This window comes from Corynebacterium sp. HMSC065H09 (assembly GCF_001812845.1).
Classification (GTDB): domain Bacteria; phylum Actinomycetota; class Actinomycetes; order Mycobacteriales; family Mycobacteriaceae; genus Corynebacterium; species Corynebacterium jeikeium_D.
In genome coordinates this window covers 12817-37386 of the sequence record NZ_KV810573.1, presented here as the reverse complement: position 1 = coordinate 37386, position 24570 = coordinate 12817, and the positions used below count along the sequence as shown (strand labels likewise).

General features: G+C 59.7%; 19 protein-coding genes. 8 read left to right on the top strand and 11 right to left on the bottom strand.

From position 1 onward, the window contains the following. Positions 1-121: 121 nt before the first annotated feature. The 3 genes from HMPREF2878_RS00505 to HMPREF2878_RS00495 are packed head-to-tail and all read right to left on the bottom strand — an operon-like array spanning position 122 to position 7159. A complete protein-coding gene (locus HMPREF2878_RS00505) occupies positions 122-3730 on the bottom strand; it encodes a murein biosynthesis integral membrane protein MurJ (protein ID WP_070652674.1) in 3609 nt (1202 codons plus the stop codon). A 27-nt stretch (positions 3731-3757) separates the two neighbouring features. Next, positions 3758-6295, bottom strand: coding sequence for a hypothetical protein (locus HMPREF2878_RS00500; RefSeq protein ID WP_070546007.1), 2538 nt, complete (start codon positions 6293-6295; stop codon positions 3758-3760). 6 nt (positions 6296-6301) lie between these two features. Then, positions 6302-7159 (bottom strand): NUDIX domain-containing protein, encoded by an 858-nt coding sequence (locus tag HMPREF2878_RS00495; RefSeq protein WP_222865249.1) that lies wholly within the window; start codon positions 7157-7159, stop codon positions 6302-6304. Positions 7160-7319: 160 nt separating this feature from the next. On the opposite strand from HMPREF2878_RS00495, the gene HMPREF2878_RS00490 reads away from it, so the two are divergent. The 4 genes from HMPREF2878_RS00490 to HMPREF2878_RS00475 all read left to right on the top strand — a co-directional run bounded on the left by HMPREF2878_RS00490 (position 7320) and on the right by HMPREF2878_RS00475 (position 10545). Beyond that, the gene (locus HMPREF2878_RS00490; RefSeq protein WP_016421726.1) at positions 7320-8762 is read left to right on the top strand and encodes a CCA tRNA nucleotidyltransferase; all 1443 of its coding nucleotides are present in this window, start codon (positions 7320-7322) and stop codon (positions 8760-8762) included. Then, entirely contained in the window at positions 8762-9403 is a 642-nt protein-coding gene (locus HMPREF2878_RS00485) for a YqgE/AlgH family protein (protein WP_016421725.1), read from the top strand. The genes HMPREF2878_RS00490 and HMPREF2878_RS00485 overlap by 1 nt, the downstream gene beginning before the upstream one ends. Before the next feature lie 111 nt (positions 9404-9514). Next, the gene (locus HMPREF2878_RS00480) at positions 9515-10198 is read left to right on the top strand and encodes an AzlC family ABC transporter permease (RefSeq protein WP_070652714.1); all 684 of its coding nucleotides are present in this window, start codon (positions 9515-9517) and stop codon (positions 10196-10198) included. Continuing rightward, positions 10195-10545: a branched-chain amino acid transporter permease gene (locus HMPREF2878_RS00475; RefSeq protein ID WP_070652673.1), complete on the top strand. Its 351-nt coding sequence runs from the start codon at positions 10195-10197 to the stop codon at positions 10543-10545. The genes HMPREF2878_RS00480 and HMPREF2878_RS00475 overlap by 4 nt, the downstream gene beginning before the upstream one ends. Positions 10546-10596: 51 nt before the next feature. Here HMPREF2878_RS00475 and HMPREF2878_RS00470 read toward each other — a convergent pair whose 3' ends face one another. The 4 genes from HMPREF2878_RS00470 to HMPREF2878_RS00455 all read right to left on the bottom strand — a co-directional run bounded on the left by HMPREF2878_RS00470 (position 10597) and on the right by HMPREF2878_RS00455 (position 14404). After that, positions 10597-11484 (bottom strand): serine hydrolase family protein, encoded by an 888-nt coding sequence (locus HMPREF2878_RS00470; protein ID WP_049170092.1) that lies wholly within the window; start codon positions 11482-11484, stop codon positions 10597-10599. Between the two features lie 14 nt (positions 11485-11498). Beyond that, positions 11499-12629, bottom strand: coding sequence for a DUF695 domain-containing protein (locus tag HMPREF2878_RS00465; RefSeq protein ID WP_049170090.1), 1131 nt, complete (start codon positions 12627-12629; stop codon positions 11499-11501). Positions 12630-12737: 108 nt separating this feature from the next. Beyond that, a complete protein-coding gene (locus HMPREF2878_RS00460) occupies positions 12738-13721 on the bottom strand; it encodes a bile acid:sodium symporter family protein (RefSeq protein ID WP_016421713.1) in 984 nt (327 codons plus the stop codon). A gap of 71 nt (positions 13722-13792) precedes the next feature. Continuing rightward, positions 13793-14404: an SdpI family protein gene (locus HMPREF2878_RS00455; protein WP_070604821.1), complete on the bottom strand. Its 612-nt coding sequence runs from the start codon at positions 14402-14404 to the stop codon at positions 13793-13795. A gap of 60 nt (positions 14405-14464) precedes the next feature. On the opposite strand from HMPREF2878_RS00455, the gene leuS reads away from it, so the two are divergent. Beyond that, positions 14465-17383, top strand: a complete 2919-nt coding sequence (gene leuS / locus HMPREF2878_RS00450) for a leucine--tRNA ligase (RefSeq protein ID WP_048733159.1) — start codon at positions 14465-14467, stop codon at positions 17381-17383. A 154-nt stretch (positions 17384-17537) separates the two neighbouring features. On the opposite strand, the gene HMPREF2878_RS00445 is transcribed toward leuS, so the two are convergent. The 4 genes from HMPREF2878_RS00445 to HMPREF2878_RS00430 all read right to left on the bottom strand — a co-directional run bounded on the left by HMPREF2878_RS00445 (position 17538) and on the right by HMPREF2878_RS00430 (position 21187). Further along, a complete protein-coding gene (locus HMPREF2878_RS00445) occupies positions 17538-17954 on the bottom strand; it encodes a hypothetical protein (protein ID WP_048733161.1) in 417 nt (138 codons plus the stop codon). Positions 17955-17997: 43 nt separating this feature from the next. Further along, complete coding sequence (locus HMPREF2878_RS00440) at positions 17998-18930, bottom strand: universal stress protein (protein WP_069358890.1); 933 nt, start codon at positions 18928-18930, stop codon at positions 17998-18000. A gap of 158 nt (positions 18931-19088) precedes the next feature. Continuing rightward, on the bottom strand, positions 19089-19580 hold the full coding sequence (locus HMPREF2878_RS00435; RefSeq protein WP_016421708.1) for a MarR family winged helix-turn-helix transcriptional regulator: 492 nt from the start codon (positions 19578-19580) through the stop codon (positions 19089-19091). Positions 19581-20101: 521 nt separating this feature from the next. Next, positions 20102-21187, bottom strand: coding sequence for an inositol-3-phosphate synthase (locus tag HMPREF2878_RS00430; protein WP_016421706.1), 1086 nt, complete (start codon positions 21185-21187; stop codon positions 20102-20104). Between the two features lie 272 nt (positions 21188-21459). On the opposite strand from HMPREF2878_RS00430, the gene HMPREF2878_RS11085 reads away from it, so the two are divergent. From HMPREF2878_RS11085 to HMPREF2878_RS00420, 3 genes are read left to right on the top strand one after another with little or no spacing between them, the layout of a single operon-like run. After that, positions 21460-21831, top strand: a complete 372-nt coding sequence (locus tag HMPREF2878_RS11085; RefSeq protein ID WP_224783765.1) for a DUF5318 family protein — start codon at positions 21460-21462, stop codon at positions 21829-21831. 11 nt (positions 21832-21842) lie between these two features. Beyond that, positions 21843-24320, top strand: a complete 2478-nt coding sequence (locus HMPREF2878_RS00425) for a transglycosylase domain-containing protein (RefSeq protein ID WP_070652672.1) — start codon at positions 21843-21845, stop codon at positions 24318-24320. Beyond that, the gene (locus tag HMPREF2878_RS00420) at positions 24321-24512 is read left to right on the top strand and encodes a hypothetical protein (protein WP_016421704.1); all 192 of its coding nucleotides are present in this window, start codon (positions 24321-24323) and stop codon (positions 24510-24512) included. It begins immediately after the preceding gene. Positions 24513-24570 lie beyond the last annotated feature (58 nt).

Genomic DNA, 24570 nt, shown 5'->3' with positions numbered 1-24570 from the left:
CTCTCCGCTTGGCAAAACTGCCGTGGAGACCGCGGGCTGTGGATGAATTTCAAAACGTCCCAGTAGCTGTGGATAACTTGGGACAACTTGAACTGTTGCCACCTAAGGCAAGCTCAGAGCGTTATTCCGTACCACGCACCTGAATGTCGCCAATAGCAACTGGCAGCAACGAATCCGGAGATTGCTCAGCCAGATTGCGGTCGCCGACAAGTGGGTTGTCCGCATCGGAATTCTGCGACTCAGCATCTGTATCAGCATCTGTATCAGCGTCAGTGTCTGAGTCGCTGTCGGCTACCGCTTCCGCAGCCGTCGGCAAGCCGGAGATCCAGACAACAAGGTTCTTCCACTCAGTGTCGCGGCTATCGATTTCGATGGTCGTCGTACCTGAGGTGGCAGTAGCGCTTCCGAGAACCGTTGTGTCATCCAAGTTCGTCGAGTCAGCATCTCGTAGGCCGCGAACTTCAATGTGTGCGCCCGGGGTCGCCGCGACCTTAAGCTCTCGAATGGTTGCCGGTTCATCGAGAGTGACCCGAATACCAACGCCAGGTTTGAAGTCCTCTGGGCGATTGCCGAACTGGCTGAGGTAAGTAGAAGTTACCCAGAAGCTTTCCTCGTCATTATCGATGGTCAGCTCAGCCATGTCCGGATTGTCCGGACCTGCTGCAGGGTTGTCGGTGTCGGCTTGCCACTCGCTAGCGTCGGCAAGCGAGAGCGTCGTGACCGGAGCCGGACCGCGTCGTACGGACTCGGAGTTAATCGGTGCGTCCGAGGAACGGTTAACCAGACCAAAGATGCCCGCGGCGACGAGTGCACCGACAATGACTACGCCGACAACGACTGCGCCGGTGCTGAATGCGCGGGTGCGATTCTTGGTGTGATGAGCGTTTGATTGGGCTGCACCGCCGGCATCGACGGATTCGCGCGCACCGGTGTCGGGGTCGATTGCGAGAAACTCCGAAGAATCGGGGCCCAGCGCTGCGGCGCGCAAGTCCTCGGCGAGCGTGCGAGCTGGCGACTCCTGCCCATTGAAGTCCTCCGGGCGTGTTTGCTTCGCGCGGTCGATAGCAGCAGAAATATCGGAGGGGATGTTCGTCACGCTGTAGAACAGCTCGTCGATGACAGAAAGCAACGCGCTGTAGTCCGAACGTTGCGAGCTATCGGGCAAAACGACGGGGAAAGCGTCGTAGATGTGGCCGTCGCTGCTGATGCGCAATTGTCCAGGCTTGTTTGTCAGGCCAAGGCAGCGCCCAGATTCGTGGGCGTCGGCGATTGTCTCGGCAAGTGATGCTATTGCGAGTGCCAGGGCATCCGGGTGGGCGGCCTGATCGAACCGCTCAATACCGATACTGCTGGTCCAGTCGGCGACGATGAGCACCTCGGTGCGTGTCTTCGCCACACTATGAATGCGGGACATCCCGGTGCCAGCCAGGTCACGCAGCTCATTGGTCGTCGTGGCAATCTTCTGGGCGGCAACCGATGGCGAAGTGTCGTAGTACGGCAGTGCAATCGTGTCGACGAAGACAAGTGCGACATCTGAGTTGTCGGGATCTCCCATATCCATGGCGCGCCACAGGCGCAGACCTGGGTAGGTCGCGACTTCAGAACGCAGACGGAAACGACCACCTGAGACCATCTCGCCGGGTACATAGCGGGTCGGGCGAGAACCCTGCGTCGGCATCGGCGGCAACAGCGGCGAAGCGGTGAAGCCCTCGTTTGCCAGACCCGTGGCCTCGCCAATCAGGTTCGACGGGGCAATCGAGAAAGCATCAGCGGCGAAGCCACGTTCGCGCTCCATATCCTCACGGTCGGCGACGGCATTGTCGGCTGCATGAGGCTGCGGAGCAAAGCGACGTAGACCCGGAATGCGGCCGAGGAAGCCACCCAGAACGCGGACCTCTTCCAATGGAGCCTGAGCGAGCACCAGGCCGGTACCGATGAGGAAGACCACGCCGGTGACGATGGTCTGCAGTAGCACACCGAAGGAACCGAAGAAATCGAACAGCACAAGGTCGGTCAATGCGAATGCGCCCCAAGCAACGGCGACACCGACAAGCGACGCCCCCAGTGCCCACAGCACGGTGTGGACGGTCGCCTTACTGTCCAAGTGTCCGAGAGTGCGGCGCAAGAGCAAGAAGCCAATTATTGCGCCGGCGACGAAACCGAAACCGTTGGCGGCACCGAGCAACACGACGACGGTCTCATCGTCAGAAGCCAGACGAGGAGCGAAGAACGACAGAATCACCTTGACGGTGGTAATGCCGAGGATGATGAAAGTCGGGGTCCAGGCCTCTTCACGGGCGTAGAAAACACGCAAGTGCAAAAGCACAATGGCGTATGGAATAAGCGAGAACGCCGAGAAGGACAGCGTCCAGCCGAGAATCTCTGCGGTTTCGCGGGGGAACTCCAGATACGCGAAAAGACCGACGGCGATGGGGCGGCCGAATGCGGTGAAGAAGGCAACGATCGGCACCAGCGCAATCATGGTCAGGCGGGTACCGATGGACAGATCTCGGACCACTGCCCCATCGTTGCCGTCGGCTGCATTGCGGGACAGTCGCGGCATGATGGCGGTCAGCAAGGTAACGCCGATGATGCCGTAGGGCACCTGCAACAGCAGCCAAGCCTGCTGGTAAATCGTCGGCGCTGCCTTGGAGGCAGTCGAGGCAATATTGGTGGTGATGAAGTAACCAGCCTGGGAAATTGCCACGTAGGTGATAATCGCGACACCCATGCCGGTGAACTGTTTGATGCGGTCGTCGATACCCCACAGCGGACGCAAATCAATGCCCGCGCGCTTGAGGTAGGGAATCATGATGGCTGCCTGAATGACGACACCCAGGGTGGTACCAAGACCCAAAAGCAGGATGTGCGGATCGGAGAGTGAACCGTCCGAATCCGGACTCAATTGGCCGGGCAGGAACAGATATAGCAAGAGCGTGGCAATGGCCACGACGTTGTTGGCGACAGGTGCCCACGCACCGGGTTTAAAGATTCCCTTGGTGTTTAGCACCGCCATGAGCAGCGCAAATATGCCGTAGAAGATAATCTGCGGCAATAGTAAGAACGCAAATGACGTTGCCAGCGGAACGTTGACCTTACCGGCCTCGTTAAGGCTCAATCTGGTCAACAGTGGCGCACCTATCACCGCCAGCACCGTCACCACTGCCAACAGCGTCATAGAGACAGTCAAGAGACGTCTAATGAAGGCGGCACCGTGATCTGGATCCTCCTTCTCCGCGCGCACCAACACTGGCACCACCAGAGAAGTCAGCACTGCGCCGAGGACGATTTCCGTAATCAGGTTCGGCAGTGTGTTGGCGACGTTGAAGGCTGAAGCCACAGCCGGACCCAGCGTCGCGCCGATGAGCAGGTTTCGCAAAAAACCCGTAATGCGCGAAATCAGGGTAGCGATTGCCATCGAGCCCGTGGAGGCGACGATGTCCGAGTTCGACTGTCCCTGATTTGCGTCCGCCGTCGAGCCTGCGGAGGAATCGCTGGAAGCGGTTGCTGTCGCAGTTGCCGCCTTTGCTGGCGATGGTGATGCCGATTCCGTCATCGCGTCAGTGGCGGTATCGGCATTTGCCTTATGGCCGGATACGCGAGTTAGGTCCGGGGCCGCTTCGGCCGGCTGAGATTCAGCCGTTGGCCGCGCCGCCGGAACCGGAGCCGGTGGCGCGGGGCGACGAATGCGGCCTCGAAGTCCAGATTTATGCGCGTCTGAGTCAGTCACATGTCCTATTGTTGCTTAAAAGGGGGTCTATTTCCGAAAGTACTGTGACCGTTTTGCGGCAAAAAACCCACCAACAGTGACGATGACGAGGGTCACGATAGCCAAAACCCCAACCGAAGCGCCCGATTGCACGGAAATACTCACTGATCGGGAAATGGGCGTGCCGCCAGGTGATTCGAGCCACAGCAACAGATTGTGGGAGTTGTCTCCACTATCCCGTGGCCGGTCTCCCTCTGGAGCATTGGTTGCCGGAGTGGATTCTGCATCATCACCCGACTTCGGAGTGAACTGAACAGTCACCGACCCCTTGGCGGGGATGGCGGCCTCATACTTCTCCTCCAACACCGAATCTCCAGCGCCGACGCGCACGAACGCGGGAACCGGCAGCGGCAGGCCATTACGAGCCAGCACCGCAATCGGCGACAGCTGCGTTGCGCGGGTGTAGACACCGCCGGGAGCTACCAACGTCACCGAATTGCGCAGGCGTCGATTCATAATCAGTGCCTGGTCGCTGAGTTCTTCGCTCCGCCGCTGCACGTCAGTTGACTGCAGCTGATTTCGCCGGCCGAGAGTTGTAAACGAGCGCAGCAAGTCGTGCCGCAGGGGACGGGTGAATTCATACCGTGTCAGTGCGACATTGGGATCGTTGGACATGATTGTGGTCAGGTCCGTGATTTCGCGGGAGGCCAGTTGAGCCTTCTCCACGAGCGTCTCACTCACTGGCGCGGGATCGGCAAGTTCGTCAATTGGAGTAACCGAGCCCGCATCCAGGTCGTGAGCTGAAGTGGTGATGGAGTCCATCAGCGGAGTCAGCTCAGCCAGGTTATCGTCCACGGCTTTCCGGACCGCGGCCATGAAATCTTCAGCGTCGCTAGCGCGTGGATCCCAACCGGACGGTGGTGCTGCCACCACAGCCGCGCGAGGGTCATCCGAATCAGTCAGTGATTGGAACAGAGTGCCAATCGCTGTCTGCATCCGTGCAGCCTCGGAGTCGATTCGGAAATCGTAGCGTCCGAGCAAATTCGAATACGCCACAGTCTGGGGAGACCGTCCTGTTGCAGCCAGAGAGGTTGTCAGTGCCCCAGGGAGGGCGAAGGCGCGGCTACCGTCGGCAAGCACGCCACTATGGCCGGGGCGCAGTGTCTGACCATCGGCGGTGAAGGCGGTGTTGTCTGCGACTAACACGGTGGTGTCGTGCGCGGCTTCGGGTGGAGTGGGCGAGGGTGGCATCGTCTCGCTGGTATCTACGCGGTTTTCGAATGCGCGCTCCGGGGTGGTCCCGTTCAGGGCCGTGGCCGCCGAGTACAGCGGGGCGCTTTCCGACGTCACGTATCCCTCGGCCGGCAAATAGAGGCCCGGCAGTGCCTGAACGTCCAAATGCTTGGCGATAGTCTGCCGACCAGCGGCGAGTGCCTCCATCGAAAGCTCGTGATCCCCCACGCGAGCCACGGCGCTGGCATCGGTGCCGCCCCACGGCAGTGACAGTGTGCAGGTGTCCTGTGTGAGATCGTGCAGCCGATTGAGCCAGGCGGCAGCATTGTCACTGGCGGGCATATGCGTGAGATTGGTGTCATCCGCGTTTCCCCAGGAATCCCGCAGTCGCGGAGAGGACTCCACAGGACTTGGGCGGCTGGTGCCAATCCAGTATTCGCGGGTCATCCTGGAGATTGCGTCGAGGGTCTCCGGGTCGATGGCGATGCAGGTCGATTCCCGCAACCTCTGCCCATCCGGGCCGGCAAAGCCCTTTTCCAACGAGGTGAGCAAACCGTCGAGGCGGCCACCGCGTTCGAGAGACTCGGCCAAAGAATTGTCGGTGAGGATGAGATTCGGCGACGAGGGTGCGTCACCGGTCTCACCGCCGACCAGTGGCACTGGCTGGCTGATGGGCCAAATCAGCGAAAACGGCACTGGGTCGCGGCGGGTGGGCGCATCGGAATTGTCGGTCTCATCGTTGTCGTTCTCATCACCGGCAGGCGGTTCCGGCTCATCACCTGCGGCTTGCGGATCCGTCACCGGTAGCAGTGCGCGTGTTTCCGCCAGCAGGCGGTCGATGTCATCTGCCGGTTGCCCGTTAGCATTGATGAGCAGCGGAAACGTGCCGGCTTCCGTGATGTCGAGTCCTTCTGGGGACGGTGCGGAGATAGGAACACTTAGCGTAACCTCACGCTTCTCCCCCGCTTTCAGCTCGATGGGGGCACTGAAGGTCCCAGCCACATCAAACACCGATTCAGGCTCAGCGAGAATCGTCCGCGCATCTGCAGAGGAAGCCAGTGCGCCGGCCCGCTGTGGGCGCAGCGCAACATTGCTGATATCCGCATCGGAGGTGTTGTGCACCTGCACCTTGATGGTCAGTGTCGAATGCAGAGCCGCGACATGCGGAGTGAAGCTGGTTATCGAAAGCCGAAGGGGGCCCTGTTCACCGACACGATTGGTGCCACTGCCCCACAACTGCTCATCTTGCGCAAAAGCTGGGGGCGCAACGGTCGTCGGCAAGCACAGTATGAGCGCTGCGGAAGCGGCCGTGACTTTACGAACAACATTTCTTGGCAACTGCAACCTGAACATGCGCAATCACCTCGGCGTCTGCCGGCCTGCTCGCTTTTCCGCGCGGGCGAGATCGGGCAGCAGATTGTGCGCGCGCCGGGCCAGTTTGCGTTCGTCAGCGTAGGCCAACCGTTCCACCAGGGTGTCTACAGGGACCCACATGACCTGGGTGACCTCGGGGTCTTCGTCGTTCAAATCGCCATCGACGTAGCGCAGAAGGTGATGGTGCACGGTCTTGTGAATCCGCGTGCCATCGGAGACAAACCAGTAGTCAATCACACCGAGCTCTTCGATGACCTCGCCGCGAATGCCCGTTTCTTCCCACACCTCACGTTCGGCGGTGGAATCGAAAGCTTCGCCGGGTTCGACATGGCCCTTAGGCATCGACCACAGCAGGCGCCCGCGACGATCGTGCCGACCAATCAGCGCGACATAAATCCGTGACAGGTTGACTTTGCCGCCATCGCCGACAGCCTCAGCAAGCCCCGAGACGACCAGTCCGCCCGCCGAAGTCTCAATCGAGGTCTGCATCGGCGCTGCATTTTGCGCGCGCGACGAGTGCGCACGGCGATTGTTTGTGCGCTTCGTCTGTGCGTGACGACGGCGATTGTTCCTATCCTGACCGTTCTTACGGCCACCGCGGTTGTTCGACTGCTTCGAGGGTCGTGCCGACTTCGGTGATTTGGAATTTTTCTTGGCGCCACCGGAGTTTGGCTTGGCCGATTTGGGGCCATTGGCACCGGAGCCACTACGTTTTGCAGAATTTCCGCTGGTAGTAGCGTTGCTAGTGTTGGTGGACGAGGAAACGCCACCTCTTCTGCGCGGTCGCCGACGACGTCGACGGCTCTTCGCCACCGAGTTGTCATTGCGTACCACGTTGTTCATTCCACTTAGACTACCGGGTTTATAGGTATAAGCGGGTATTGTGTCGGTCGTGACACAATCGACTCCTTCAACGACAAATGGTGACCAGCCCGGGGGGACTACACCTCACGGTGCTACTCCGGCGACTGCTGACGCAGACCCACAGGTGCGCAGGACGGCAATGCTGGCAGTGGCGGATCAGGCAATCGCCAAGGAGTCGGAGATCCTGGATTCGCTGGCAGCTGCGTTTAGTGCAGCTGGCCATCGCCTGTACCTCGTGGGCGGTTCTGTGCGCGATGCTCTCTTAGGGCGACTGGGCGTGGATCTCGATTTCACCACCGACGCGCGCCCGGAGGTGACACGCGCAATCCTTGATGACTGGGCGGACATTGTCTGGGATACCGGCATTGAATTCGGCACACTCTCCGCGGAACGGCATGGCCGTCAGGTGGAGATCACCACCTTCCGCGCGGATACGTATGACCAGGTCAGCCGGAATCCGGAGGTCACTTTCGGTGACACGTTGGAGGGCGATCTAATCCGCCGTGACTTCCGCTGTAACGCCATCGCCGTGGAGCTCCACGGTGACGGCACCCGCACCTTCCTCGACCCGCTCGGAGGTTTCGAGGATCTTGTCGCGGGTGTGTTGGATACCCCGGGTGCGCCGGAGGTCAGTTTTGGCGACGACCCCCTGCGGATGCTGCGTGCCTGCCGCTTCGCATCCCAGTTGGGGTTCGATGTGGCACCGCGTGTGCTCAAGGCGTTGAAGGAAATGTCCAGCGAAATTGACCGCATCACGGTCGAGCGCATCTCCACCGAGCTTAACAAGCTCATCCTGGGTGCGGACCCAAGCCGAGGTATCGACCTGATGGTGGAATCGGGGTTGGCCGACCGCGTGCTGCCGGAGATTTCCGACATGCGCATGACGCAGGATGAACATCGCCAGCACAAGGATGTCTACCAACACTCTCTGCAGGTCATGCGGCAAGCTATTGACCAGGAAGAACCCGGTGAACCGGACCTCGTACTGCGCTGGGCGGCACTGCTGCACGACTGCGGCAAACCCGCTACCCGTGCCTACAACGAGCAGGGAAACGTCACCTTTTACCAGCACGAAGTGGTTGGTGCGAAGCTGGTGCGGCGCCGCCTTCGGAAACTGAAGTTCCCGAAGAAGACCAACCACGAAATCTCGCAGTTGGTCTACCTGCACATGCGCTTCCACGGCTACGGCGAAGGCAAGTGGACGGACTCGGCGGTGCGACGTTATGTCAACGATGCCGGAGATTTGTTGGAACGACTCAACAAAATCGTGCGGGCCGACTGTACGACAAGAAACCGTCGTAAAGCAGCACGCCTCGCACGAGCCTGCGACAGCCTGGAAGCGCGAATCAAGGAGCTCGCCGAGCAGGAGGACCTCGCACGCGTCCGCCCCGACCTGGATGGCAACGAAATCATGGAAATTCTGGACCTGAAGCCCGGCAAAGAAGTCGGACAGGCCTGGAATTACCTGAAAGAGCTGCGATTGGAGTCCGGTCCGCTGGAGCGTGAAGATGCTATCTTGGCGCTGAAGAAATGGTGGTACGAGCAGTCCGGTGAGCAGGCTGAAAGCGAAAGTGAGAGCTAATGGCATCGATTAATCCGGAAAATCTCTACGGCGACCGGCTTTTTACCAGCCTTGAGCGCAACGACCCGGCTGCCGGGATGCTGCTGCTCGCAGCACCCGGCATGCTCTCGCCGGAGTTTTCCCGCTCGGTGATTTTCCTTATTGAGCACGATGAACACGGCACCCTTGGTGTCGATCTCACGCAGCGTTCGCAGACGCCGGTGCACAATGTGCTCGAGCCTTGGGCGCCGCTGATGGCCAAGCCGCCGGTGCTCTACGTCGGGGGTCCGGTCAACCAGACACAGCCAATCTGCATTGGTGTGGTGCGAAATGGTGCCACCCTCCCAGAGGAGACCGACAGTATTACCGGTGCCCCGCTGATGGAACGCATCGCTCACAGGTTTGCGCTGGTCAACCTCGGTGCGGAGCCGGAGGGCGTACGCGACCGCATAGATGGCGCACGCATCTTCGCCGGTTACGCAGGCTGGGATCCGGGGCAGCTGGAAGACGAGCTCGAGCGCGGTGACTGGTACGTCGCCCCTGCCCTGCCCTCAGATGTACTCGCGCCTGCTGCCGCGGACATCTGGGGTGATTGCATGCGCCGTCAGCCCTGGCCGCTGCCACTGTATGGCACCTATCCCGTAGATGTACGTGACAACTAGATGAGTGAGCACATCAATACCGAAGGAAACAGGGCTGAAGGAAGTAGCGCCACAGGAAACAGCGACCGCACCGACATAGCTGCCGGCATCCGGCAGACACTGCCCGTGGGCATGGGACTCATTCCGCTAGGGCTCGCATTCGGCCTGCTCATCGCACAAACTGGCTTTAGCTGGTGGTGGGCCCCCATCTTCTCCTTCGTGGTCTACGCCGGGTCGATGGAATTCCTCGCTGTCGGCCTGGTTATGGCGCATACGGGTCTGCTCGGCTGTGCCGTGACGTCCTTTATGGTCAACTTCCGCCACGTCTTCTACGGACTGACGTTCCCACGCGACCGGATACAGTCTCGTCTCGGCCGCGCATATTCCACATACGCGCTTACCGACGAGTCGTATGCCATCGTCTCTGCGGCAAATGCGGACGAAAAGATGTCGGGCCACCGACTGCTGACGATTCAGATTCTCTGCCAGTTATTGTGGGTGGGCTCCGGCATTGTCGGGGCGCTAACCGGCGCAGCACTGCCCGAGGGTATCCGCGGTGCCGAGTTCGCACTGGTGGCGCTCTTTACGGTGCTGGCCATGGACGCGTTTGAGACTTCTAAGGACTGGTCACTGCCCCTGTCCGCTATCGTCTGCACGCTGGTGGGCTGGCTGATTAACCCGAACCAGATGCTGGTTATCGGACTGCTGATGTACTTCGGCCTGCTGCTGTTGCGCGTGTGGTCACCGCGGGTGGATCGGGTGATGCGCATGACGTCGGCAAGCAATCAGCGTACGACGGAGGGAGAGCGAGCATGACTGCGTTGCCCGATTCCGGCTATGTGCTTGCCGCGCTCTTTGCGATGGGAGCGGTGACTCTTGCGCTGCGTGCGCTGCCGTTTGCGTTCGTGCGCACTCTGAAGGGGTCTCCCCTGTTCGAGTTCCTCGGCACGACCATGCCGGTTGGAGTCATGGTGGCGTTGGTTGCCTACACCGTCTTCGGGCGGCTAGGACTCAGCGGTGAGAGTGGCGACCCCGGCGCTGCCTGGGCCGTGCCCGTAGCGCTGGCCGTCACCGTTGGCCTGCACTGGTGGCGGCGCAACACCGTGATTTCGATTTTTGTAGGCACGGCGCTGTATATGGTCCTCGTGAACCTTGTCGCGTGAGGTGCGCTGTGTGTGGGACGGTGCCAGCGGACCAGTGGCTAGCGGCAGTGGCTAGAACTGTGCCGGTACCTGACCAGTGAAGTCCGGTAGTCCCGGAATCTGGGGCAGCTGCGGGGATTCCGGCAGATTCAGTAGTTCGCCGAGATTTGGGCTCTCGGGCAGGTTCGGGACGCCTGGGATGTCCGGCAGCGATGGAGTGCCCAGCGTGCCGTCGAAGGCATTCTGAACATCGCTGGTGTGAGTTTCCTTCGTGCCGTAGGTGTTAGCAGCGACGCTGAAGTCAGGTCCAATGGATGCCGAGGCGTGAACGCTCTGGCGGTCATCGGACCAACCCCACTTTGTGCCAATAACACCCGGCAGCGTGGCGGTGCCGTAATCCTGACGGTAGTCATCCGCTGCCACAGGTGACGCGGTGCTCATAGCAACCAGAACCGGGTCAGAAGTGTTCTCACGCTTCTTGGCCTCCAGGAACTTCACAGTGTCCGCGCTGGACGTAGTTGAATTTCCCCAGTGACCTGCATCGTGGGTGTTGCTGAGGCCGTATTCACGCGCAGTGGCGTTGATGGAATCCGGGTAACGGCCATAGAGCTCACTGGCGATATTGTCATCGGAGTAGCGAATCATCTCTGTGGCCTTCGCCTTGTCCGCTTCTGTGCCATGTTTGAAGACGTAGTCCGCAATGTAGAGCTTGACAATCGAAAGCCCCGGACGAGCTTCATTCTCGTTCGCCGTACCGTAGTGCGTGCCACTTGGGGTGTGGGTAAAGCTGATCTGGGTTCGCCCCGGAGCATCAATAGTGCCCTGCGGAGTCAGTTTTGGCTGCGGAGCCGCAGCGACGTTTCCAGCTGCCAGCGGAAGGCTGGTGACAGCGATGACACCGGTAAGACCCATGCGAATCGCGCGGGAAGGCCGTGGAGTAAGACGATGACGAGCGTTCATAACAAAAAACCAATCTACACGCGCAGGTGACCGACGCGCTGCCAAGCTGGATCGTAAGCGGTATCGATGACATGCTCTCCCTCGGTCCACGTCTCCGCAACAGCTTGCAGACCCGCCTCCGCATCAGATGCCGGGTCAATAAAGAAGTGCATCAGAGCCATGCCATCGGATTGCTCAGTTGCAACAAAAATACCCTTGTCCTCAGCGATGGCTTCAGCGGCAGCGGTATTGAACTCGGAGAGGGATTCCTTCGATTCGTCCGTCGGCAAGCCCTTGTCGTCAATATTGCCGAGCATGAGCTGAATCAGCACATGCTGCGTCATAGTCGGGCTCACCAGCTGCGTAATCGGAGCGCGGGTGGCGACGACGAGCGGCTGGCCGTTGGCTTCGGCATCAATGGTGAGCCACTCGGGGCACTCTTCCGCGAGCTTCTCGACGACACCGCCCAGCTCCGGTAGCGGGATCGCACCTTCCGGCTCCTCGCCGGCGAAGGCAAAACCGCGTAGCCATAGGCCGAAGTCCTCCTCCCCCAGAGCCAGCTGCAGCAGCGTGAAACCGAGCTGAGCTACCAAGCGCTCACCGTCCTCCAACTGAGCAATTGCCGGGAACAGCGGGTGGAATAGGCGAACGTCCACTGCCCCATGACCACTGCTAACAGCCACGCGGGCGTCTGCCGGATCGACCTCGGCCGGAGCATCGGCCTCGAGAGCACCCTGTGCAACCAATGTGGCCGCGACATCCCCCAGCGACAGCTTCATCGCCGGATCCGCCTGACGGAGGTCGGTGAAAGACCACACCGCGCCGTCGTCAGGCGCGGCCTCCAGCCAACGGCGAGCGACCGGACGCAGCTCAGGGTCACCCGCAGCGCTAACAGTCAGAAGGTGGCGAGAATACGGAGCGCCAGCCTCAAACCCCCAGATGAGCCGGTCATTAATAGCGGCGATGCGGCCGCCGACCTCCTTCTGGACATCAATAATGTCCACATCGGCGGCGTTCGGAGCACCATCGATACCGAGCTGGACACTAAACATCGAGTCGAGCGCATCGGCGCCAAAAGAGTTCCACCACGACCAGAACTCGTTGATTGCGGTCTCTTCTGCGGCGCGCTGTTCCGGGGAGAACGGAGCCGGATTCTCGTTAGCCATGCTGAATCTCACACTTTCGTTTGCTCGTTTAAAACCGAACCATATGTTGTGCGCCCCAGTATATGTGCCAAGCCGGATTCGCTCCTCGGGTCCATGCGCTAGACCGCGTTAAGCGGGTTGTGGCTCCGGCTCAGCTTCTGCTTCCTTGCCCCAGCGAGCGGCGTAGACCGCACAGATCATCAGCTGAATCTGGTGGAAAATCATCAGCGGCAAAATGTAGAGGCTGGCATCGGCACCGAAGATAACGGCAGCCATGGGCAGACCGGTGGCCAGGGACTTCTTCGAACCGCAGAACTGAATCGCAATGCGGTCCTTGCGGTCGAAGCCCATCTTATTTGCGATGAATCCGGACAACCGCAAAACGAATTCCACCAGCACGACCGAAAGCACACACAGGATGACAATGTCCCCTGCCGGCACCTTCGACCAGATGCCCTGCACCATGCCCTCGGAGAACGCCGCGTAAACGACCATTGCGATAGATAGGCGGTCAACGTTCTTAGTCGTCTTCGCGGCGGCAAACTTCAGGGTCCAACGGCGAGTGAGCTGGCCGATTGCGAATGGCAGCAGCAACTGCAGCGAGATATCCAAGAACACCGACGAATCCACATGAATGCCGCCGCCGGTGGCCATCAACAGCATCACCAGCACCGGTGTGACCACAATGCCCAGCAGGTTAGATGCCGAGGCACTGACGATTGCGCCGGCGACATTGCCCTTGGCGATGGAGGTGAAGTTCACACTCGACTGCACCGTCGACGGTGCCAGCGTCATGTACAAAATGCCCAGGTAGAGGCCAGGAGAAAGAATCCAATCCAGGGGTTTCATCAGCAGGCCGAGGATTGGGAACAGCACGAATGTGAAAGCCAGAATGGTTATGTGCAGCCGCCAATGCTTAACACCGGCCAACGCATCCTGCGGGCTCAGGCGCGCGCCATAGAGGAAGAACAAGAAGCCAATGGCGATCTTTGTGGCCCAGCTGAAAACCTCAGCGGTAGTGCCGCTTGCAGGAAAAATAATCGCCAGTATCGCTGCAGCAACGATACCGACGATGAGGGGATCTGGACGCCAATTCACAATTCGTTGCCACATGGACAAATAGCTTAGTGGGCAACCAGAGGTTGTCTTACTGTTTTGCAGAAGCTTTTCTCTGCAATAATTTTTTACTTCTTCTGCTCAGCTGCCTTGCGCAGCGCATCCTTGTCCACAGGCTTGAAAGTGGCATTCGCGGATGAGCCCTTGTCCGTGCACAGTCCTTCCAGACCACAGGAGCTGCAGCCACCGGAGACACCGCAGTCTGCTGCCGGGTTGTCGGAGCAGCAGGCATCATCAGTCGCAGTGTCGGCGGCATCAGTGGCGGCGGAGTCACAGCCACAGCCGCTGTCACCGTCACCGCACCCACAACCGGAGCCGGACTCGGCGGAGACCTTGGCGTCGTAAAGCGCGATGGTGTGCGAGCCGATAGCCGCACCAATGCCGAGCATGGCGATACCGGCGAGCAGAGCGACGGCGTACCACAGCCACATCCAACCAGAGGCCTCCGGGCGGATGGCGAGGAAGCCGAGCATGGCGGCGCCGAGGAAAGCGACAGCGGACACAGCCCACGGTGGGCCGGCAACGCGGTGCGTAATATCCCAGTTTTCCTGGGACTTTCGAGCCTCAGGCGCACGAATTCCGATCCAGTTATTACCCGGTAGCTTCGCCGACCATGCCAAACCAGCGACAACGGCTATGCAAACAGCCAGAACCAGGGTAATTACAGGGATGACAATCATGCTTCCAATTTATATAGGTGGTTGAGCACGTGCCAAACGCACCTATTAGACTGTGAGACCATGACCAACAGCGAAAAGTCCTCGTCCTCGGCAGAAGCCACCGACTACCGCTACTCCCCCGAGCTGGCGACTCAGCTAGAGGGAAAGTGGCAGGCGTATTGGAAAGATAACGGCACCTTCTACGCCCCCAACCCGGTGGGCGATTTGGCAGCTGCCGACGGCTCGACTCCGCCGAAGGACAAGCTTTTCGTCCAGGACATGTTCCCGTACCCGTCCGGTGTCGGTCTGCACGTAGGCCACCCGCTGGGATACATCGCCACCGACGTCTTCGCGCGCTTCCACCGCATGCAGGGCGCAAACGTGCTGCACACCCTGGGCTACGACGCCTTCGGTCTGCCGGCGGAGCAGTTCGCAATCCAGACCGGTACGCACCCGCGCGTGACGACGGAAACGAATATCGCCAACATGGAGCGACAGCTGGGCCGCCTGGGACTTGGCCATGACCGCCGCCGTGTTTTCGCGACCACTGACCAGGACTACTACAAGTGGACGCAGTGGATTTTCCTGCAGATTTACAACGCCTGGTTCGATGAGGATCAGAAGAAGGCCCGTCGCATCGATGAGCTGATTCCACTGTTGGAGTCGGGCGAGATGGCTACCAAGGACGGTCGCGTCTACGCTGAGCTCAGCGAGACCGAGCAGCGCGAAGCAGTCGACGAATTCCGTCTGGTTTACCAGTCGAATTCGATGGTCAACTGGTGTCCGGGCCTCGGCACTGTGCTGTCCAACGAAGAAGTGACCGCCGAGGGCCGTTCGGAGCGCGGTAACTTCCCGGTGTTCCGCAAGCGGCTGGGCCAGTGGATGATGCGCATCACCGCATACGCTGACCGCCTGGTCGACGACCTGGAGCTGCTGGACTGGCCGGACAAGGTCAAGTCCATGCAGCGCAACTGGATCGGCCGCTCCCGCGGTGCCGAGGTCGACTTCACAGCCGAGGTCGGCCCGAAGGTCTCCACCAAGATCAGGGTCTTCACCACTCGTCCGGACACTCTCTTCGGAGCCTCTTACATGGTGCTCGCTCCTGAGCACGAGCTGGTGGATCAGCTGGTTGAAGCCGGCAGCGGTTCCTACGAGGGCGTGGATGAGCGCTGGACCTTCGGCAAGGAAACCCCAGCCGAGGCCGTCGCCGCTTACCGCGCCGCAATTGCCTCCAAGTCCGACCTGGAACGCCAGGAGAACAAGGAAAAGACCGGTGTCTTCCTGGGCGCTTACGCCACCAACCCGGTGAGCGGTGAGCAGGTGCCGGTATTCATTTCCGACTACGTCCTGATTGGCTACGGCACCGGTGCCATCATGGCTGTCCCGGCCCACGATGAGCGCGACTACGAGTTCGCCACTGCCTTCGGTCTGCCAATCCGCGAGGTCGTCGCAGGTGGTGACATTGCAAAGGAGGCGTACGTCGGTAACGGTACGTGCGTGAACTCCGCCAATGATTCCGGCCTGGACATCAATGGCCTGGACAAGGACACCGCCATCGCCACCGTCATTGAGTGGTTGGAGAAGGAAGGTGCGGGTCACGAGAAGGTCCAGTACAAGCTGCGCGACTGGCTGTTCGCCCGCCAGCGCTACTGGGGCGAGCCCTTCCCCATCGTCTACGACGAGGACGGTCACGCCCACGCGCTGCCCGAGTCCATGCTTCCGGTCGAGCTGCCAGAGGTCGAGGACTACAAGCCGGTCACCTTCGACCCGGACGATGCTGACACCGAGCCAAAGGCTCCACTGGACAAGGCCACTGACTGGGTCAATGTCGAGCTCGATCTCGGCGATGGCAAGAAGAAGTACCGCCGTGACACCAATGTCATGCCGAACTGGGCAGGTTCCTCCTGGTACCAGCTGCGTTACATCGACCCGAATAACGCTGAGGAGTTCGTTGACCTGGAAAACGAGCGCTACTGGACCGGCCCTCGCCCGGAGACTCACGGTAAGGACGACCCAGGCGGCGTCGACCTCTACGTCGGTGGCGTCGAGCACGCAGTGCTGCACCTGCTCTACTCCCGCTTCTGGCACAAGGTCCTCTTCGACCTCGGCTACGTGACCTCCAAGGAGCCGTATCGCCGTCTGTTCAACCAGGGCTACATCCAGGCTTACGCATACACCGATGCCCGTGGTGTCTACCAGCCGGCGGATCAGGTTGTTGAGCGCGATGGTAAGTTCCTCATCCCAGGCGGTGCCGAAGACGGCTCTGACCTGGAGGTCTTCCAGGAGTACGGCAAGATGGGCAAGTCCCTGAAGAACGCCGTCTCCCCCGACGAGGTCTGCGACAACTACGGCGCTGACACCCTGCGCGTCTACGAGATGGCCATGGGTCCGCTGGACACCTCCCGCCCGTGGGCGACGAAGGATCTGGTCGGCTCGCAGCGCTTCCTCCAGCGCGCTTGGCGCCTGGTGGTCAATGAGGACTCCGGTGAGCTCGCCGTCACGGACGCAGCGCTTTCCGACGACGACCTCAAGGCGCTCAACCGCACCGTGGAAGGGGTTACCTCTGACTACGCAGAGCTGCGTGACAACACGGCCGTCGCAAAGCTCATTGAGTACGTCAACTACCTGACTAAGACCTACGGTTCGACCGGTGCCCCGCGCGCCGCCGTGGAACCGCTGGCCCTCATGCTTGGCCCTGTGGCACCGCACATCGCGGAGGAACTGTGGAGCCGTCTCGGCCACACCGAGTCCCTGGCACACGGTCCGTGGCCGGCAGTTGACGAAAAGTGGCTGGTCGACGACACCGTTGAGCTGCCAGTTCAGATCAACGGCAAGGTTCGCGCTCGCATTGACGTGGCTACCGATGCTTCCCGCGAGGACATCGAGGCCGCCGCGCGTGCCGACGAAAAGGTTGTCGCAGCTGTGGAGAACGCCGGTGGCAATATCGTGAAGGTCATTGTCGTTCCGGGCAAGATGGTCAATCTAGTTGTGAAGAAGTAGCCGGGAGGCTAATGCCTACAAGAAAGTGTCTGGGTTTATGTCAGTTTGAAGCCTAAAATCGGCTCAAATTTGACATAAACCCAGACACTTTCTCGCTTGAGACTTTCTCGCAAAAGCCTCAAGGGGTGGCTCCGAGGCTGGCCGCCTCTTACCCCTACTTAACGCCCAGAATCAGGACGCCGAATGTGGAGAGCATCCACATCAAAGTGAAGGGCATGAGCACCCAGCACATAGCGAGCCACGCGCGCCAGTTGCGGAAGTTCTTCCACTCCACGTAGGTCTGCCAGAAGCCCAAAAGGCAGCCGACCAGGGAGATTACGCCCGGGACAACGGGGAAAAGGATCTCCCAAGTGCGGGAGCAGAGGAAGCTGGACTTACCCGCATCACAGGTGGGGCCACCGACAATGGCGCCGGCGATGCCAATAATGAGGCCCGCGAGCAGCGTCGTAAGAATCACACCCGCGGTGTAGATGTAGGCGCGCTTGCCGGAATACATCTTGCGCTCAAGCTCGTCGAAGATTTCATCCTCATTGCGCTCTGGTGTACTGCGCTTCGGTGAATTATCCACCATCTGCTCCCCTCGCCTCTAAATGCCGTCTGATGTGCCTGCCATACTAGGCCGGAGTAATCAGCATTGGCACCGGGCTGTGGCGAACGATGTGGTTAGTCGACGAGCCGATGAAAATTCGCCCGAATGGGCCAAGAGTAGACGAACCCAAAACGAGCAAGTCTCCCTTTTTCCACTTGATGGACTGAATGGCCTCTTCCCAACCGTTGCCGGAGGCTACTTCCGCATCAATGGAAAGGTCTGGGTAACGGGTATGCGCGCGGTCCATACCGCGGTCGAGCAGCCCCATAGCCTGCTCGCGCCACTCAATCATCAGGTCAGAGGAGGGGCCGTAGCCGTTCTCCGTCGGGTACATGGTCGCACCACGCGGCGTAAACGAGACCAAACGCAGGGGAACTTCCCAGCGATATGCCAGGTCAGCAGCCTTATTCAATGCGTGGTGCGACTGTGGGGTGTCAATGTAGCAAATGCTGACACGGGTCACACCGTGCTTAGAAAGCTTCGCGCCGGGGATCGCCAATCCCAGCGGGATTGGCGAGTAATGCAGCAGCGCATCAGAGGTTGATCCCGCAGTAAAGCGACTGCGGTTCTTGGCGGTCCAGTCCTTGGTATTGCTTCGGCGGGTGCCAAGCAAAACCACATCGGCTTCGAATTCTTCGGCTTCGTTGCAGATAGTTGTGGATTCGCTGGAGGATTCGATGATCCGTACGGCATCGTCGTCAAGCATGCCCTTGCGCAGGCCAGCGAGCTTAAGCTCATCCTTGATGATTTTTTCAAGAGACTCGGTTTCGTGGGAAACCCAGGAGTCATTGGTGCTCAACCGAGCCAGTGAGGTCAGCGGCCAGCCGCGCGACAGTGCGCTGACAACGCGAATCTGCACCTTCGTGGTGCGAGCTAACCAAGCGGCGTAAGCAAGCGTTTCGGTGCCGTACTCGCCTGGACGCCACGCAATCATGATACGAAGCGGGCGGGAAGCCATCGCTAATCCTCCTGTGATTACTCAGAAATATCCAAGTGGTGCTTCTGGGTAATAGCCTACGTGGATAGGCGGGCATATTTAAAACGGCACCGAGGACGTGTAAAAGCTATGTATCCTGCCTGTGGGCTTAAAGCGGGCAGGGCTAGCTGGAAAAGAGACTAGACGCTTGGGTTTGTCTTTGGGTGCTCCGGGTAGTTTTCGAGGATCTTGGACAGAATCGTCTCAAGACCAGCACCAAATTCCAGCTCTTCCTGGGTCAGCGTGCTGAACATCTCCGCCATCTGCTGATTGCGCTCTTCAGAAACACGGTGCAGCTCTTCACGGCCACGGTCGGTCAGTTCAACGCGGACGCCACGGCGGTCTTTGCTGTCGCGGACGCGCTCCACCATGCCGGCGACCTCCAAGTGGTGCACGGCGTTGGAGGCGGTGGGCATGCGGATGGCCTCGGCCTCAGCCAACTGGCTGATACGGCAGGCGCCCAGTGCCTCCAGGGTCATCATGATGGACAGCTGCGCGCGGCTGAGCTGGGACTCCGAGGAGCGGCGGCTGTAGAGCAGCTCAGCGCGAGTCAGGAGAGGGCGAATGCGCTTAGCGAGCGACAGAGGAGTAACGGCATCAGGATTGCCAATCGAGCCCGAAGATAATGTCATAGCGACGATGTTATATGCGAACAGTGCTAGTTGCCAATACGAAATTTATTTGGGGTGCTATTTATTTTTCTACAACTGGTGATTTCGGCGATGAAATCACCAGGAATTTTCCACCAAACATCTAAAACCCCAGTACAAAACATTAAACCTATCTGCGTATAAGGTTTTTCGGTGCTGGCAGAAACCCCCTAAAGTGTCACTTCTTCTGTACTTAGAACGTTGGGTTGGAGGTAGCCATACGGCTACTTTCGCGAATGCTTTTGGCTTGTGATATGTCTCGCAGATTCATCCTCGCGGGTGTATTGCTGTCTGCTTTACGACGACTGCAGCGCACGCATCCATGGCGGGGACGAGATGGGCGCAGCAGCGAGTAGGGCGAGAAGGCGTGGAAGAGACGCGGGGAGGATAGGGGAGAGAGAAGCACAAAAGCGCCAGCGGCTACCGCATGGGTAACCGGCTGGCACTTTTCAAGGCACATGCTCTCGGAGCTGCTCGCTTGTACTTTTGAGTGCTTGTACCTTTTAGTCTTCGCCCTTGATGAATGCTTCGAGCTGTGCTCGCGCAACATCGTCGGCAAGCTGCTTCGGCGGGGACTTCATCAGGTAGGAAGAAGCGGCGTAGACCGGGCCGCCGATGCCGCGATCCTTGGCGATCTTGGCAGCGCGAACAGCATCGATGATGATGCCAGCGGAGTTCGGGGAGTCCCAGACCTCGAGCTTGTACTCAAGGTTCAGCGGCACCTCGCCGAAGGCCTTGCCCTCGAGTCGGACGTAGGCCCACTTGCGGTCATCCAGCCAGTCCACCCAGTCCGACGGGCCGATGTGGACGTTGCGGTCGTCGATCTTGCCGGCCAGCGGACCGGTGAGATTGGAGGTGACGGCCTGGGTCTTGGAGATCTTCTTGGACTCGAGGCGGTCGCGCTCGAGCATGTTCTTGAAGTCCATATTGCCGCCGACGTTGAGCTGCAGGGTGCGCTCGAGGCGAACACCGCGGTCCTCAAATAGCTTGGCCATGACGCGGTGGGTGATGGTTGCGCCGACCTGGCTCTTGATGTCGTCGCCGACGATCGGAACGCCTGCGTCTTCGAACTTCTTGGCCCACTCCGGGTCGGAAGCGATGAAGACCGGCAGGGCATTGACGAAGGCTACACCAGCGTCAATGGCGCACTGTGCGTAGAACTTGTCGGCCTGCTCGGAACCGACTGGCAGGTAGGAGACCAGGACATCGACCTTGGCATCCTTCAGCGCCTGAACTACGTCGACCGGTTCAGCTGGGGATTCGTCGATGGTGTCCGCGTAGTACTTGCCAACGCCGTCCAGGGTCGGGCCGCGCTGAACCTCAACGCCGAGAGTCGGGACATCGGCGATCTTGATGGTGCAGTTTTCAGAGGAAACGATGGCCTCGGAGAGGTCCTTGCCGACCTTCTTGTCGTCAACATCGAAAGCTGCGACGAACTCGACATCGGAGACGTGGTAGTCGCCGAAGACGACGTGCATGAGGCCAGGAATGGTCTCATCGGGCTTTGCATCGCGGTAGAACTCGACACCCTGCACCAGGGAGGAGGCGCAGTTGCCGACGCCGACGATAGCGACGCGAATTGAACTCATTTGGTAATTCTCCTTGAAACTATGTGCTCGGAGGCTTTGACCTCGCGCCGGGAACTCACACCGGGAACCCGCATCAGGACCAAGCATCAGGACCCCGCACCAGGGCCTTACGTCCGCGGTGCGGCCGTGAGTGGGTGCACGCATTGAGGTAACGAGCGTGACGTTATACCTTTATGCGTTTTTTGCCGATGCCCGAACCGTGAGGGGGCATGTGTGTACCGATAAAGCGGGGGTGAAATCAGCCCGCACACGCCTGCTAATCTGTCTTCGTGATGACATGGCAGGGCGAGATCGATCACTCCTTGCTCAAGAAGCAGTTATTGGAGCAGTGGCGTGCAGGGGAGATTTCACGAAAATCACTCTGTGATGCCGATGCTCGGCTGGTCGCTGCCGCGCGTTTTCACGGCAGAAAGTCCCAGGAAGAGTGCCCAGTATGTCGCAAATTCGACCTCCGACTCGTATTCTGGGTGTTCGGAGAAAACTTGGGCCGTCGTTCCGGCTCTGCTTGTACTGAAAACGAATTATCCGCAATAGTTAATGAATATGGTTCGTGCACCGTCAAAGAAGTTGAGGTGTGCCCCGACTGCAAGTGGAGTTTCCTGACCCGGACACTTCAGGCAGCTCGAGAAGAGTCAGAAAACTAGGGAGAGCACCCGTGAGCAATGATCGACCCGATAGCCCAGGCGGTCCTAACAGCCCTCACGAGGGCCAGGGTTCTAATTCATCAGGCGAGTGGTGGGATCAGCCGGATGCTGATTCCTTCAATACGCACGCACACTCCGATGACGCATCGCTTGACGACGATTCCAGTGACAGCATTGATGCTGTTTCGGTCGGTGGCAATGACGAGGGTCTGGCTACCGGTTCAGAGATGACGTCGGCAAGCGAGCCGGATCCGGAGAAGGGGCAGTACGCCCCAGATGACCATGAACCAGATGACCATGAAGAGGAAAGCTCGATGGCGCAAGAAGAACAGCCGACTGACAATAAGCGGCGAATTTTAGCGTGGCTCGGTCTAGCCGTGGCGTTGGTCGTGCTGTTGCCGGTAGTTGTGTTCGGTGTTGCTTATGCGACAACGGACGTGCCGGAGCCAGAGGAGTTGGCCAATAGCCAGATTGCGGTGATTTATGACCGTTCTGGTGAAAAGGAAATCACGCGCATCGTCCCCGAGGGCGGTAACCGAAGCAACATCACTATCGACAAGGTGCCGGATGCTGTACGCAATGCAGTGCTGGCAGCTGAGGATCGTGATTTCTATACCAACCCGGGTTTCTCCCTGACTGGTTATGCCCGTGCGGCTCTGGGAGTCGTGACTGGTAATTCCAGTGCGGGTGGCGGCTCGACCATTACGCAGCAGTACGTCAAGAATGCTGTGGTGGGCAATGAGCGCACGCTGACCCGCAAGGCCAAGGAACTGGTCATGTCGGCGAAGATGGCGCGGGAGTGGACCAAGGACGAAATCCTTGAGGCCTACCTCAACACGATTTACTTTGGTCGTAACGCATACGGTATCGCGGCAGCGTCGAAGGCCTACTTCGGTAAGGAAGTCGGTGAGCTGAATGCCGAAGAGGGTGCTGTGTTGGCGGCCTCGATTCAGCGTCCATCCGCACTGGATCCGTGGACTAACCGCCCGGAGGCTGAGCAGCGTTGGAACTACGTCCTCGATGGCCTGGTGGAGATGAACATCGTCTCGCCGCAGGACCGCGCGGGAATGCAGTACCCGGAGACCATCGATCCGGCGTTGGCGCCGAAGCAGGCTCCGGAGCCCGGCCCGGCTGCCATGATCAAGAATCAGGTGCTGGCTGAGTTGGAGCGCGAAGGTATCTCCGAGCAGGAGGTCAACACCGGCGGTCTACGCATTACGACGACCATTGACCCGACGGTACAGCAGGCTGCCCTGGATGCGATGGAAAACTACGTCGATCAGTCAACGGGTTTGCGTGCCGCCATCGTTTCGGTGGAGCCAAAGACCGGTGCTGTCCGCGCCTACTACGGTGGCGACGATCCGACTGGTTGGGACTACGCGAACAGCGGTCTGCAGACCGGTTCTACTTTCAAGATTTTTGCGCTGGCCGCAGCGCTCGATCAGGGCATTCCGCTGACCGCGCAGTACTCTTCGGCACCTGTGCAGTCCGGTAACGTCACTCTGCACAACGACGGCGGTGCCGGCGGTGGCGTGCTTCCGCTTTATGAGTCCCTGAAGCAGTCGCTGAACACCCCGTTTATTCGCCTGCAGCGCGACCTAAAGAATGGTCCGGATGACACCGCCAAAATGGCTCATCGTCTGGGCGTGGCTGAGTCCATCCCGGGTATTGAAAAGACTCTGATGGACGACAACGGTCACTCGCAGGACGGTATCGCCCTGGGTCAGTACCTCTCACGTCCGCTGGATATGGCCGTTGGTCTGGCTACCCTGACTAACGATGGCGTCTATCAGCAGACTCACTTCGTAGAGAAGGTCGAAAACTCCAAGGGCGAGATTGTTTACGAGTCCAACGCTGACAAGGGCGACCGTCGAGTTTCCAAGGCAGTGGCCACCAATATGATATCGGCCATGGAGCCTATTGCCGGTTACAGCAACAAGCCCTTGAGCGGTGGTCGCCCGTCGGCCGCCAAGACCGGTACTACGCAGTTGGGTGACACCGGCCAGAACAAGGATGCGTGGATGATCGGTTCGACACCGCAGCTGTCGACTGCAGTGTGGGTTGGCAACGTCGATGGTTCGGCGCTCTACAACGCCTACGGTGGCATCATGTACGGTGCCCAAACTCCGGGCGATCTGTGGAAGTACACCATGGATAACGCACTGGCCAACGAGGACTTTGAGTACTTCACCAAGCCGGAACCAATCGGTGGTGTTGCAGGTGCGCCGCAGTACCAGGCGCCGTCGACCTCTGACTCTGGTTATGACCAGGGCTCTGCCCCGGAGACCACAGAAGAGGAGTCGGCCGAGGAGTCGACCTCTGAGTCCTCCGAGGAGCAGCCTGCACCGCTTCCGGTTCCGGGTGGCGATGGCGGCGGCGGTGGCGGCGGAATCGCTGACCTACTGCCCATCCCGATTCCGGGAGGCGGTGGTTTCGGCGGTGGCAATGAAGGCGGCGGAGACCCCGGTAACCCTGGAGGTGGACAGTAAGTGGATACGTGGGTGATTTTCACCATCGTCTGCGTCGCGATCGGCTTCCTGATGTTCGGCACGGCCTTTTGGGGCTTCATGCAGAAGTGGAAACCGGCAATCATTTGGGCTCTGTGCCTGGCAGCCTTCCTATTCGCGACAGTCATTCCGGTGATTATTGCGTTGGCACATGCTTCCTCGACATCAATGTAGGACGCAGGCCAGGTAGTTAGCTGCTAGAGCGCTAACTGCCCACCAAGCACGCGACAAC